Consider the following 12,634-nt stretch of genomic DNA (forward strand, 5'->3'; position numbering starts at 1 on the left):
CCAAGGTGTGTCTTAGTCCCGCAAAAGGGCTTGTAGGATGTTCTTGTCGCTCAACTTGCCAACGATCTGATCACCGTTAGAGATATAGCTGTCACCGTCGCGCGCAATGTGGGACCGGATGAGCTCTTTGACGGGTGTCGAGATGGGATGGACAGCCGCGTCGGCGGGGGCGGGGCCTTCGGCGGGTTTCATGATTTCAGCGGCGCGCAATACGCCAAGCGGATTCATCTCGGCCACGAATTTGCGCACATAGTCGGTCTGCGGACGCAGCACGATGTCTTGCGGGGTGCCAAGCTGAACCATTCGCCCGCCTTCCATGATGGCGATCCGATTGCCCAGCTTCATGGCTTCGTCCAGATCGTGACTGACAAACAGGATTGATTTGTCGAGAACGCGCAAAAGCTCCAATAACTCTTCTTGCAGCTCATTGCGGATCAAAGGATCAAGCGCTGAGAAGGGTTCATCCATCAATAGAATCGGGGCTTCGGTCGCCAGCGCCCGAGCCAGGCCAACACGTTGCTGCATCCCGCCGGACAGCTCTGAAATCTGCATTTGGGCCCAGTCGGCCAGATGCACGGTTTCAAGCTGTTTCATGGCTTTTTCAAGGCGCTCGGCCTTATCTACGCCGGCAGCCTCTAACCCGAATGCGGTGTTTTCCAGCACGCTGCGCCACGGCAGTAGACCGAATTGCTGGAAGACCATCGAAATCTGTTTGCGTCGCACGTCGCGCAGTTGCCCGGCCGACAGATCGGCAAGATCAACAAGTCCGTTTTCGGTGCGCACTTCGACCGTTCCGCGGGTTAGAGGATTGAGGCGGTTCGAGGCTCGCAAAAGGGTTGATTTTCCAGATCCCGAAAGTCCCATTAAGACGACAATCTCGCCTTCGTTCAGATCCAGCGTACAATCGTGCACGCCCAACACTTGCCCCGTTTCCTTGCGAATTTCCTCTCGGGATTTTCCCGCGTCCATCAGCGGCAGTGCTGACTTTGGGTTGTCTCCAAAAACAATATTTGCCGCGCTGAATCTCAATACTGGCTTGGTCATCTCAATTCTTCCCTTTGAAACGCAGTAGGCGATCGAGGACGATGGCGATAATGACGATGGCGATGCCGACTTCGAACCCTTTTGCAATGTTGACTTGGTTCAACGCTCTAAGTGTTGGCACGCCCAAACCGCTTGCACCCACCAGCGCGGCAATAACCACCATGGACAGCGACAGCATGATCGTTTGGGTCAGACCTGCCAGAATCTGTGGCATCGCCCATGGGATCTCGACTTTCCACAAGATCATGCGATCAGAGGCACCGAAGGCTTGCGCCGTTTCGATCAGCGCGGGTGGGGTCGAGGATACACCCAGATAGGTCAGTCGGATCGGTGCGGGCACCGAGAACACCACTGTGGCGATCAAGGCCGGAACCGCACCCAATCCGAACAACACCAGCGCTGGAATGAGATAGACGAAGGTCGGAATCGTCTGCATCAGATCTAGGATCGGTTGCAGGACTTTGTAAAAGACCGGGCGGCGTGCGGCGAGAATACCGATGGGGACGCCGATGACCATACAGGTTGTTGTCGCCGCCAGCACCAAGGCCAGCGTCTCTAGTGTTTCCGCCCAGTAGCCGAGGTTGATGATCAAAAGCAGTCCGAAAACTGAAAAAAGCGCTAGCCAAATTGATCGGTGGAGATAGAGCGCGAGTGCCCCCACGAGAGCGACAAACAGCAATGGGTGCGGCAACTGCAGCAGCCAAAGCGCCGCGCCAACGATCGCTTCAATCCCGGCGGATATCGCTTCAAAGAAGCCCGACATGTTGCTTGTCAACCAATCGACGCCGGCTTTCGCCCAATTGCCGATAGGCAAACTGTTTTCTTCCAACCAATCCATGTCAGATTTCCTCAGTTCAAATTGTCATTGGGCAGAAGCCACCCAAGAGCGGCGTCACACATTTCTCTGCTGATGACATGACCAACCCCGGGCAAAGTACGAAATTTGGCGTTCGGAATCTTGTCCGCCGCCGCCTTGCCGCGTCGATATGAAATGCAGGGGTCTGAATCGCCATGTAGCACCAGAGTTTTCGCCGTGATGTTGTTCAGTATTTTTGTGCGATCCTCTTCCGCCAGAACGGCGATAGCCTGCCGCGCAGAGCCGCCAAAACGATATCCGGCCGCCGTAATTCTGGCGATTTCGTCTTGTAGTTCTTTGTCGTCTTCCAGTTGCCCGGCACCATAATATAGCGTGTCGCTTAGCAGATAATCGTATTCTGCGCCTGGGAGTTCCGGTGCAGTAAACAGCCTGGCCATTCTGCGGGTCGCGTCGGCTTTGGCGTCAATCTCGGCGGTTCCATCATTACTAGCGAATTGCACGAATCGACCAACACGGCCACCAAGTGTGCCTGCAAGCATCTGGCCGATCATCCCACCCATTGAAAATCCGACTAGATCAAATTTCTTTAAGCCAAGCCGATCAACGAGGCGAAGCACATCGTGGTGCATGTCCGATAGGGTGTAGGCGGCTGCGCGCCGGGCCGCCTCCTTGTCCCGTTTGAGCCAGATTTTCCGCAAGTCTGGCTCACTTTCCGGTCCAAAAATCGGAGAGCCACCGGCGTCGCGATTATCGGGACAAACGACGTAGCGGTGTTGCGCAAGGCTTTCGACAAAGGTCCTCGGCCATTCTGATGCGCGCATCCCCAAACCAATCAGCAGCACTACGGCTGGCGCATCAATTGAGCCGTATGTGCGGCAGGCGAGGCGCGCCGCACTATCGTTGCGATCATCGTGTCGGGCGCTTGCGAATACCATCACGAACCGCTCGGCAGGCCCAGGTGGCTTTGTACAGCGGCAAGGCCAGGCTTGCCATCGATGGTTTGCACGCCTTCCAGCCACGCCTCCAGCACTTCGGGGCGTTTCTTGAGAATCATCTGGGCCGCATCTTCGGGATCTTCACCGTCGTTAATGATATAGCCCATGCCTTCGTTTTCCAGATCGACGTCAAACGTCAGTTGGGTGAAAAACTTGCCCATATTCGGACACTCTTCGGCATAGCCCAGGCGGGACTGCGTGTGGACGGACGCTGCGCCAAAATCGGGTCCGAAATACGCGTCACCACCGGTCAGATACTCGATGTCGAATTCTACGTTCATCGGATGCGGCGCCCAAGCCAGAAAGACTACCCAGTCTTCCTTGGCGACGGCGCGACGAACCTGCGCCAGCATCCCCTGTTCCGAGCTTTCCACAACGGTCCAATCGCCCAGCCCAAAGTCGTTTTGTTCGATGATGGACATGGTCTGGCTGTTGGCCCCGGCCTCGATTCCGTAAAACGAGTTTTCGAACTTGTCCGCGTGTTGCGCGAGATCGGCAAAGTCTTTGACTCCTGCCGCGTGTACATAATCGGGAACCGCAAGTGTGTATTTTGCACCGGTAAGGTTTTGGTTCAGCGTTTCGACTTTGCCACCATCAACATAGGGCGCAAAGAACTGTGCCATTGCGGGATCCCAATATCCCAGAAAGACGTCCAGGTCGTCATTCACAAGCGATTCATAAATTACAGACGTACCAAGGACATTCAGCTTGGGTTGGTATCCCAGCGCTTCCACGACAACCGAAGCAATTGCCGAAGTAAGAGCGAGATCGGTCCAGCCCGGCTCGGCCATACGCACTTCTTCGCATGACGCATGCGCGATTCCAGCGCTTAACAGGACAGCAGCAAATCCCATTGACGTTGTAGATTTCAACATGACAAACCTCCCAGTCTATTAATAGACCAGCAGGTCTATTTAAATTACTCTTGATAAATTTTTGGCGCTGAGTCAATAAAAATTTGGCCTACAGCGAATGAGGTGATGGAATGGGGCGGAATAATCTGACACGGCTGCGGCGTGTGGAATACTCGAAATCGGCCTTTGAGACGCTCAGCGAACTTGGGCTTTCCGGTACAACAGTTGACAAAGTGGCTGAGCACGCGGGCACTTCAAAAACCAATATTCTCCATTACTTCGGCAGCAAGGCACAATTGCTTGAGATGGCGATGCGTTATGCCCATGCCGATTTCGCGAAGGACGTTCGCGAACTATTGGTGCGGTCGGCAACACCGTGGGAGAGGGTCTATTCCGTCGTTGAAGGGAACTTCTCCCGAGCATATTTCAAGCCTCGCGTTGCCCATGCCTGGCTCGCATTGTGCGCCGAGGTGCCTTACCGTTCGGCTTATCAGCGCATTCAGACTGCGACACACAAGCGAACAGCGTCAAACTTGATCCACGCACTTGACCGTGTCACCGATCGCGAAACGGCCGGCCAGACGGCGTTTTCACTTTCAGTGATGATTGACGGATTATGGGTGCGCTGTGGAACGACTCCGGCTGGGATTTCCCGCGACACGGCGATTGAGCAGATCTCGCACTATTTGGAGTCGGTCTTTCCCGACGATGCAGAGCGGACCGCCGCCAAAGCACGCATCGCCGAGATCAACAGTATTCTGAACCCTCACTGAATTGCCCTGATTATTGCCTCAAGGCTCTGGCGGTTGGGTCGCCCGATCAGGCCGCGGCAAGCAATCCTCGTGCGATGATCGTGCGTTGGATTTCAGAACTGCCTTCGTAAATCCGGAATATACGCAGATCTCTCAGGTATCGTTCCAGCGGGAAATCCCTTGTGTATCCGTAACCGCCATGGATTTGCAGCGCTTTGTCGGCAATGTCCCAGGCAGCTTCGGATGCGAATAGCTTTGCGTGCGCAGCATCGGTCGAAAATCGCTGGCCAGTTCCCCGTTTGCCAGCAGCGATTAAGGCCAAGGCGCGCGCTGCAGCCAATTGATTGGCCATGTCGGCAATCATGAACTGAAGCCCCTGAAATTCGCCAATCGGGTGACCGCCGACATGGCGTTCCTTGGCATAAGAAATCGCAGCATTCATTGCGGCTTCGGCAATCCCTGTGGCCTGTGCGGCCACTTCGATACGACCGTTGTCCAACACCTTCATAGCAGTTTTGAAACCGGTTCCTTCTTCACCGATCAGGTTTTCGACGGGTACTTTGCAATCCAGCGTTATACCAAAAACATGCCCGCCCTTCAGGCCCATTGTCCGTTCGGCCGGGGCGATATCGACACCTTCGATCTTTTTGGGCTCGACCAGAAAGGCACTGATGCCTCGTGCCCCCTTGTCAGGGTCGGTCTTTGCATAAACGACGATGAAATCAGCGTCACCCGCATTCGAGATAAAGCACTTTGATCCCTTGATGTGATAGTAATCCCCGTCGCGCACGGCTTTGGTACGCATGTCCATGGGATTGGATCCTGCCATCGGTTCGGTCAGGCCAAACGCTCCGAGCACCTCGCCACTGGCCGCCTTGGGCAAAAGCTGATTACGCATGTCGTCGGTTGCGCCGATCAGGATGCTGTCTGTTGCAAGGAAATGCGCGGTCAACATCGACGCTGTTGAGCCACAGGCCCCCGCCACCAGTTCAACCGCCCGATACAATGCCGGTCCTGAAAGGCCAAGGCCGCCAAACTCTTCGGGCAGGTTCATCCCCATGATGCCCATTTCCGCCATGCTGGGCAGATTGCAGGTCGAGAATGTCGAGGTTTCGTCGATCTCAGCAGCTTTCGGAGCCAGAACCTCGTCCGAAAAGCGTTCGATCTGGTCGATGACCGCCTGTTCGTCGGTGTTGAGTTGCGGCGTCATGGTCATACCTCCTTTGCGGGCTGTTCGGGAAAATAGTCGTGTTGATTGGCCCCAAGCGCTGGCGCCGGGTGCCGATTTCCGCGGGGCAGCCCTGCGAAATGCACGGGCTGTTCAAATATGTTGAGACGGCCCAATGTAGGATGGTCAACCGGAGTGGCCAGTTGACGCTCGTTTGTGCCGGGTGATGTCCAGGCTTCTTTCGCTGAACGAAGTTCACTGGCGGGAACGCCTGCGGCAGTCAAAGCGTCGATCACATCGCTAAGAGTCAGCTTGGACGCCCAGGATTCGATGTACACTGCTAGTTCCGCTTCATTTGCTCTGCGGTTTTCATCGGTGGAGAATCGCGGTTCATCGATCAAATCCGGCGCCCCGATCACGTTTAGAAAACGTTGGAAAATCTGGTTGTTCAAAACCGCCAGCGCAAAGCTTCCGTTGCGGCAAGAATAGACCCCGAACGGGGCCGAGAGCGCGTGGCGGTTGCCGGTGCGGGTGGGATTTCCGCCTGCTGTGACTGTTCGGCACGCAACGATGGGCATCATAGCCATCAGGCTGTCCAACAGCGACACATCAATATAGCGACCCTTTCCGGTCCGCGTCCTGTCAAATAGCGCGACCATCATCGACCAGGCGGCGAAAATCCCGCCCGCAACATCGCCGATCGCCTCGCCGGACATGGTGGGTGGTGTGTCTGGCTCACCCGTCATTTCCATAAAGCCGGACAGGGCTTGCACAATCATGTCATACGCGGGTTTATCGGCGTCAGGCCCCGTCTGACCAAAGCCGGATATGCTGACATAGACCAGCCCCGGATTGATCGCGCTCAGCGCGTCATATCCCAAACCCAGACGTTGCATGACACCGGGGCGAAAATTCTCGACCACCACGTCGCTGGTGGCGACCAGATCTTTCAATTGGGTCAGATCATCTGGGTCTTTGAGGTTCAGGACGACCGATTTCTTGCCTCGGTTGATGGACTGGAACAGTAGGCTTTCATCGCCCCTAAAGGGCCCAATATGGCGATAGTCATCGCCGGACGCGCTTTCGATCTTGATGACTTCTGCACCGATATCGGCCAGCAGCGCAGTACAGTATGGACCTGCCAGAACGCGCGTGAAGTCCAGGATGCGGAGCCCGTTTAAAGGTTGTGATTGTGCTGGATCAGTCATTAGCGTTCCCACCGTTGTTTCAGGTAGGTTACGACATTGTGGGATATATACAGAAATACTGTATTAATATATACTAAATAAATGGAAACTATACCCATCACACTCAGCCAGATCAGGTTCATCCTTGCCGTTGCAGAAGAAGGAAGCACTGCGGCAGCAGCACGGCGGCTGAACATATCACAACCCTCTGTCTCTCTTGCGATTTCTCGGGTAGAAGACGAATTAGGCTTCCCGCTATTTGTGCGTCGGCCAGGACTGGGTATGGAGCTGACCGCGCAAGGTGCGCGTAAACTAGTCGAGTTACGCGCGGCGTATCAAAATATGAGCCAGATCTTCTCGAGGTGCAGGGATCAGAACGAACTTGCCGGATCATTGTCGATCGGGTTTATGACAACGCTTGGGCCGGTCTGCGTGCCTCGACTTGTACGTAAATTCCAAGAACTGCATCCATCCGTTCGGATAAAGCTGCACGAAGGCAACCTGAGCAGCTTGTCAAATTGGCTGGAAATAGGAAGGATCGAATCGGCAATTGTTTATGACTTCGGACTTCCCACTGACCTGGAAATTCTGGCGCTGCAGGACGTCAGGCCCTATGGTGTCGTTTGGCAAGGACACCCGCTTGCTGATAGAGAAAGCATTGCTGTTCAAGATCTATTGCGCGATCCACTGATCCTCATAAACTTGCCCGGAAGCAAAGAGTATTTTCAGTCGTTGTTGCAGAGCCATGAAACCAAGGCCCGGATCGCATTTGAAACCGAGTCAGTGGAATTTCTTCGGTCAGCCGTCGCCAATAGGCTTGGGGTGGGACTACTAGCAACTGATCTGCCCTATGACGTAACTTACGATGGCGGCAAAGTAGTCAGACTACCGCTTAACGGCTACATGTCTCCGCACCGTGTTGCTTTGGCCAGGAATCCTGACTTTCTGGAAACTCAAGCGTTGCGTGCATTCAGAGCAGTCTGCTTGGATGAGTTCACATCCTAACGGCTTGTCGCAATAGATTAAGAATGAGCAAACCTAGCACCTCGCTGAAACTATTACTCCGGTAAAAAAGTGTCACTGCGCCAGGCCGCCGATAACCTCCGGAAGTTGGAAATCACCCCTTTGTATTCGGTCGTATGGCCGAAATCTAAGCACCTATTTTCACTTAATTAAACAACAGTCAAATTCTGTCAGACCGATTCAGATGGAGATCATGGTGCCATCCTTGTTGGCGTTGGTCTCTTTACCCGGCACCACGTCCGTATTGTGCGCGGCCAGAACGTGCCAGCCATCAGTGGTGCGCTCGGCGACGAACACCATGATGGCAAAGCGAACACCAAGTTTTTCACCTTGTTTGTCGATCTGACCCGTCAGTTTCCAACGCGTGTGGATGATGGCAATGTTTTCTCCGACCCGCCTGACTTTGATACGCCGGGGCAGGATCTCGGATTCCTGGAAAAAGGTTTTCAGCCCATAGTCATGCGCGCGCTCGATATCCGCGCGGTTGTGCCACCATAGGCCAACGACATTCACAAAGTCCGCATCCTCTGCAAACAGCCTGGCCAGCGCTTTTGCATCGCGGGCCATCCAGGCTTTTGCAAAGAGGTGCGGAATATCCTCTGGTGTCTCAGGCATAGGCCTTCAGAACCGCAGGGATAAGGATGTCTTCTTCATCATAAGTGTGGCGGTTGATGATTTTGTTCAGCACCTTCGCCTGCTCCAGAGCCCGCGCCACATCGGTCTTCGATGCGCGCTCGTTGCGGAGCGCGACAAACGCACCTTCGGATTGATCCAGCGCCTGATCCAAGAACTCATGGTCGTTTTCAAGCAGATCGATAGCCCCGGCCAGTTGTGGGAAACGCCCCAGAAATCCGGGTAGAACGTTGGCGTCTTCGAAAGAATGATGCCCATGCACATGCGACACGAGGTCCAGCCCAAGGCGGTTCATTCCCGTCAGGCCCATCATTTCCTGTACGCTGCCTTCTGGTTCGTCCAATGTGGCTTCGAGCCCACCAACCAACCTGGCGCTACCTTCGGATATCGCCGCATGAAGACGCTGAAGATGCGCTGGCCAGCCCAGAAATTGCGGGTCGTTGTCCCAAGCCTTGCGATCAGCGGGAAACATACCAGCCAGCAATGATGGTGATACGCCGCTGCGCGTGGCCACGTTGTATTCCAGCGCGTTGTAATCGAAATGGTTCATGGCTACTGAAGCCCCTGTGCTTTCATCGCAGTCAGAACACCCGGATCTGCGAGCATGGTTTCCATAAATCGTTTGACGGACGGATAGTCGCGCCAGGATTTGGGCGCATTCGCGGTCCATCTGGTCATCGCAAAGGCGTAAGGATCGGCGATGGTTCGTTTGCCACCGACGACGTGTACACTGCCGTCCAGTAGAGAATCGAGATGGGACATGACGCGGTCGATCCGGGCAAAGCTGGCCTCGCGGACCGCGTTCACGTCGGTCTCATCGGTGCTTGTAGTGAAACGCTCGGGGACAAAGAACGGCCAAAAGGCGGGGTGAAAGTCGCCAGTCAGGAATGCAAGCACCTCGTCCATTTCGAAATGTTCGAACGCGCCGCCGTGTACCCCCAGATCAGCCTCAGGGAACTTTACGTCAATATATTTCAAGATTGCATCGGCTTGTGTCATGACGCGACTATTCCCGTCGATCAGCGCGGGCACCATCCCGAGCGGATTGATTTTGAGAAAGGCCTCCGAGCCCAGCTCGGCCAGTTCGGTTTCGTATGGTTTTCCGGTCCATTCAAGCGCGATATGAGGGGCAAGGGCGCAGGTGCCGGGAGCATAGAAGAGCTTCATTTTTCAGGGCCTTTCTAAAGAAGGGATGCCTTGGTTCTAGCGGGGCGTAAAGGTGAGGATCTCCGTATCAGGCGCAGGCGCGCTGTTGCCGTCTTTGGCCAAAGGGCGGTCGAAAAGACCTGACAGACGGTTGCCCGCGATATCCTCCAGCGTGGTGTCAACTTCGATCGAATGGGCAGCGTCGGACCAGGGATATTCGGGCGTGAACACCCATGTCTGTTCATCGTTTTCCAACTGAAGCGCACCGCGCAATCTGTTGCCGCCAGCATCTGCCACGCGAATGCGATAGGCCAGCGAAAGGTGATCGGCGGGGGACTGCAAATCGATGCGTAGAGGATCGGTCGTGCCCGCGGCGGGGCGGTTCACCTGCCAGGATGACAGATCGGGTGCAGTGAAATCCTCGGCCGTTGCGGTAAACGTCTTGTCAAAGCCTGAGGTTAGGGCACAGCCACGCCGGGTTTGGGCGCTTTGATCCACGCGCAACGTATACGTCTCGCCCTCTTGCAGCGCCCGACCTAGTGTGTTGTGTGCAACCAGCCCGGTCTTGACCCGTCCGGGGTCGAACAAAACGGTCAGTCGGCGGTCATCCGGGGACCACAGGTCAAATTTGTTCTCGATAAAGACACCGGGCATTTCAGTTCCTTCTGCATCCAGAAGAACCACGGTATCCCAGATATCGTCACGCGCCATGGGCTCCGAGAAATAAATATAGAATCGCAACAGATTCTCAGGCAGGTAATCCGCTGAGGGGTAAACCTGTTCAACCTGTGCTTCCGATGCCTGCCCCGTCGTGCATGCCGAGGCGGGCGCGCTGGCCACCATTGCGGTGGCCAGCGAGAAGGGAAGCAATTGTGCAACCTTGGGCATCTTCAGTTTTCCTTAGCGTGCCAGATCCGGATAACCGGCATCTGCTTTCAGCATATTCTGGAAGTTGCGGTAGAACTCCTGTTCCTCCGAATACTCATAGCTGGCGAAGTTGTATTCGCTGACAAAATCGCTGAGACGGAAGAACACGCCCTTGCGGAACGAGACCAGATCGACATCTCCGGTATCGAGGTTACGGCGCAGGGTCAGCAGAAATTGTTCATCCTGATCATCCGCCTGCAACACGGCCCCCAGAGGGCGCGCTGCAGTGGCAACACCTGCGTCACCCCAAAGTTCCTGTTGGCTGAGGCCGTCTCCGGCGGCGGCTTCGGCTAGGTCCGAGACGCGAATGAGATCGGCATCACGCTCTTTGTTGATGACCAAAACATAGTCTTCCGGTTCAAAACGCTCATTCGGGGCGGTGAAATGCAGAACTTCCAGCGGCGTGTTGCCATACCCCAGTTCCGCCACGGTTTTAGCGACAACGTGCTCACCATCGACAAGATCCGCTGAGGGAACCGTGACAAGCGGCGTACACGTATATGCGGCCACTACCGTTTGAACACCATCAAGGTCCAGAATGCTCATCGCGCGGATGGGCGCGCGTGTCTCGGTCTGATTGTGTACTGTGTGGAACATCTCGATGCTGCTGATCGCCGCTGTACCATCGAACGGGTAGGGGATCTGACGCAGGGTGGAGGAGAACTCGCCTGTGGACAGCCCGGCAACAAACAGCGTCCCATCAACGTAGTCGAGATCAGTTACTGTGTAAGTCGAGGCCGGAATATCGCGCCAGAATGTCACGCTGTTATCCGGTGTGTCTCTGAGTGCGACCGAGGTGCTTTCGAGACCAGCCAGATCCAGTTCCGTGATGCTGCCGTCTTGATCAACGCGAACAACATGTGCCGATTTGGCATCGCCGGCCACGGCCGAGAACGAGATGTAGGTTTCTTTCGAAACAGGATGCACCGCCACATCATGATAGCTGATGCCAAAGGGGTTTAAGTCTAAAGTCTCGGCCAAGCGTGCGCCCAGCCCGATCAAGTTATAGCTGCGGGATTCTGTGGCTGGTTCGGCATCAGGCAAGGTGTAGCTATAAACCTTGCCGCCATCTGAATCGGCAACAAACAGGGTGTTGGCATCTGCAAACTCCAGAACGGTCGCAGATTGGGGTGCATCGGCCAATGCACCCGATGCCAGGGACAGGGAAAGCAGGCTGGTGGCCAGGGTGTGTGTCAGTTTGTGTTTCATGGAGCCTCCGGGTCTGAACGCAGTCTTGACATTTAGTAGCCTTTAGAAAACCTGCCCTACATTTTTGACCTGTTAGTAATGCAGAGAGTGATTTCTGAGCTGTCTGGGCATATAGACTATACACCTCAATTCGGTTAGTAGGCACAAAAAGAATACTAAAGGATTTTTTTCGGGTGGGTTGAGTTTCCTGCCAAAATGGCAGGAAAACACGCAAAGAACAGGAAAGCGAGCAAAGTGACAGGAATTTCCAAAATGAAAAATGCACCGGATCAGGGCACCGAAATTCACGTTTGCGCCGTGGAAGAAACAATTGAAATCATTGGTGGCAAATGGAAGTGCCAGATTCTGCATACATTGCAGGATGGCACGAAACGCTTTGGGGACCTCCGGCGGGAAATTCCGGATGTAACGCAACGCATCCTGACCAGAAAGTTGCGGGAGCTGGAGGATCATGGTGTTGTTCACAGAAAAGTCTATGCCGAGGTCCCTCCTAGAACCGAATACTCATTGACCCCATTGGGCCAGTCGCTTGGCCCTGTACTTGATGCCCTGGAGAATTGGGCGATCAAGAGCAGACTGCCTGCGACAAAGGCACAGCAATAGACCAAGTTATTTTGTGGCTCGAGTGTTATCCTACATCAGGCAATAAATACCGATATTCGATTCAAGATCGAAGGTCTAAAGTCGTCAAAGATGGTGTGTAAGGAATAACGACACTTCGGGAACGAAAGTGATGACCAAGAGGGCCAGTAGGTTCAGCAATAAAAAAGGAATTATTCCTTTGTAGATTGTCGTTGGGGGGACGTTGAGAACGGCCTGTGCAACGAAAATGTTTAATCCAAACGGTGGAGGGAACACGCAAATCGACAGATTCACTGT

General features: G+C 54.6%; 15 protein-coding genes. 3 read left to right on the forward strand and 12 right to left on the reverse strand.

The window, feature by feature from the left end; all coding sequences use genetic code 11:
- Positions 1-12: 12 nt before the first annotated feature.
- The 4 genes from ACR0LF_RS21980 to choX all read right to left on the reverse strand — a co-directional run bounded on the left by ACR0LF_RS21980 (position 13) and on the right by choX (position 3,731).
- A complete protein-coding gene (locus ACR0LF_RS21980) occupies positions 13-1,044 on the reverse strand; it encodes an ATP-binding cassette domain-containing protein (RefSeq protein WP_170609260.1) in 1,032 nt (343 codons plus the stop codon).
- 1 nt (position 1,045) lies between these two features.
- A complete protein-coding gene (choW, locus tag ACR0LF_RS21985; protein WP_170609259.1) occupies positions 1,046-1,882 on the reverse strand; it encodes a choline ABC transporter permease subunit in 837 nt (278 codons plus the stop codon).
- 11 nt (positions 1,883-1,893) lie between these two features.
- The gene (locus tag ACR0LF_RS21990) at positions 1,894-2,703 is read right to left on the reverse strand and encodes an alpha/beta fold hydrolase (protein ID WP_480582429.1); all 810 of its coding nucleotides are present in this window, start codon (positions 2,701-2,703) and stop codon (positions 1,894-1,896) included.
- A gap of 92 nt (positions 2,704-2,795) precedes the next feature.
- The gene (gene choX / locus ACR0LF_RS21995; protein WP_170328244.1) at positions 2,796-3,731 is read right to left on the reverse strand and encodes a choline ABC transporter substrate-binding protein; all 936 of its coding nucleotides are present in this window, start codon (positions 3,729-3,731) and stop codon (positions 2,796-2,798) included.
- A gap of 110 nt (positions 3,732-3,841) precedes the next feature.
- Here choX and betI point away from each other — a divergent pair, with 110 nt between their 5' ends.
- A complete protein-coding gene (gene betI, locus ACR0LF_RS22000) occupies positions 3,842-4,483 on the forward strand; it encodes a transcriptional regulator BetI (protein ID WP_170609257.1) in 642 nt (213 codons plus the stop codon).
- A gap of 46 nt (positions 4,484-4,529) precedes the next feature.
- On the opposite strand, the gene ACR0LF_RS22005 is transcribed toward betI, so the two are convergent.
- Positions 4,530-5,672 (reverse strand): acyl-CoA dehydrogenase family protein, encoded by a 1,143-nt coding sequence (locus tag ACR0LF_RS22005; protein ID WP_170609256.1) that lies wholly within the window; start codon positions 5,670-5,672, stop codon positions 4,530-4,532.
- A gap of 2 nt (positions 5,673-5,674) precedes the next feature.
- Positions 5,675-6,838, reverse strand: coding sequence for a CoA transferase (locus tag ACR0LF_RS22010; RefSeq protein ID WP_170609255.1), 1,164 nt, complete (start codon positions 6,836-6,838; stop codon positions 5,675-5,677).
- A gap of 81 nt (positions 6,839-6,919) precedes the next feature.
- Between ACR0LF_RS22010 and ACR0LF_RS22015 the strand changes: the two genes are divergently transcribed.
- Positions 6,920-7,822, forward strand: a complete 903-nt coding sequence (locus ACR0LF_RS22015; RefSeq protein WP_170609254.1) for a LysR family transcriptional regulator — start codon at positions 6,920-6,922, stop codon at positions 7,820-7,822.
- A gap of 198 nt (positions 7,823-8,020) precedes the next feature.
- Here the strand turns inward: ACR0LF_RS22015 and ACR0LF_RS22020 are convergent, their stop codons facing one another.
- Genes ACR0LF_RS22020 through ACR0LF_RS22040 form a run of 5 tightly spaced genes read right to left on the reverse strand, consistent with a single transcriptional unit; the run spans position 8,021 to position 11,755 of the window.
- The gene (locus tag ACR0LF_RS22020) at positions 8,021-8,455 is read right to left on the reverse strand and encodes an SgcJ/EcaC family oxidoreductase (protein WP_170609253.1); all 435 of its coding nucleotides are present in this window, start codon (positions 8,453-8,455) and stop codon (positions 8,021-8,023) included.
- On the reverse strand, positions 8,448-9,023 hold the full coding sequence (locus tag ACR0LF_RS22025; protein WP_170609252.1) for a hemerythrin domain-containing protein: 576 nt from the start codon (positions 9,021-9,023) through the stop codon (positions 8,448-8,450). The genes ACR0LF_RS22020 and ACR0LF_RS22025 overlap by 8 nt, the downstream gene beginning before the upstream one ends.
- Positions 9,024-9,025: 2 nt before the next feature.
- Positions 9,026-9,640, reverse strand: a complete 615-nt coding sequence (locus ACR0LF_RS22030) for a glutathione S-transferase N-terminal domain-containing protein (RefSeq protein ID WP_170609251.1) — start codon at positions 9,638-9,640, stop codon at positions 9,026-9,028.
- A gap of 36 nt (positions 9,641-9,676) precedes the next feature.
- Positions 9,677-10,507, reverse strand: coding sequence for a hypothetical protein (locus ACR0LF_RS22035; protein ID WP_170609250.1), 831 nt, complete (start codon positions 10,505-10,507; stop codon positions 9,677-9,679).
- Between the two features lie 12 nt (positions 10,508-10,519).
- Positions 10,520-11,755 carry a hypothetical protein gene (locus ACR0LF_RS22040; protein WP_480582432.1) on the reverse strand — a complete coding sequence of 412 codons (1,236 nt, stop codon included), beginning with the start codon at positions 11,753-11,755 and terminating at the stop codon, positions 10,520-10,522.
- A 252-nt stretch (positions 11,756-12,007) separates the two neighbouring features.
- Here ACR0LF_RS22040 and ACR0LF_RS22045 point away from each other — a divergent pair, with 252 nt between their 5' ends.
- On the forward strand, positions 12,008-12,358 hold the full coding sequence (locus ACR0LF_RS22045; RefSeq protein WP_170609312.1) for a winged helix-turn-helix transcriptional regulator: 351 nt from the start codon (positions 12,008-12,010) through the stop codon (positions 12,356-12,358).
- An 84-nt stretch (positions 12,359-12,442) separates the two neighbouring features.
- Here the strand turns inward: ACR0LF_RS22045 and ACR0LF_RS22050 are convergent.
- Positions 12,443-12,634 (reverse strand): TRAP transporter large permease subunit (locus ACR0LF_RS22050; protein ID WP_480856472.1); only part of this gene is annotated, 192 nt, incomplete at its 5' end.

It is taken from the genome of Ruegeria sp. E8 (assembly GCF_056533985.1).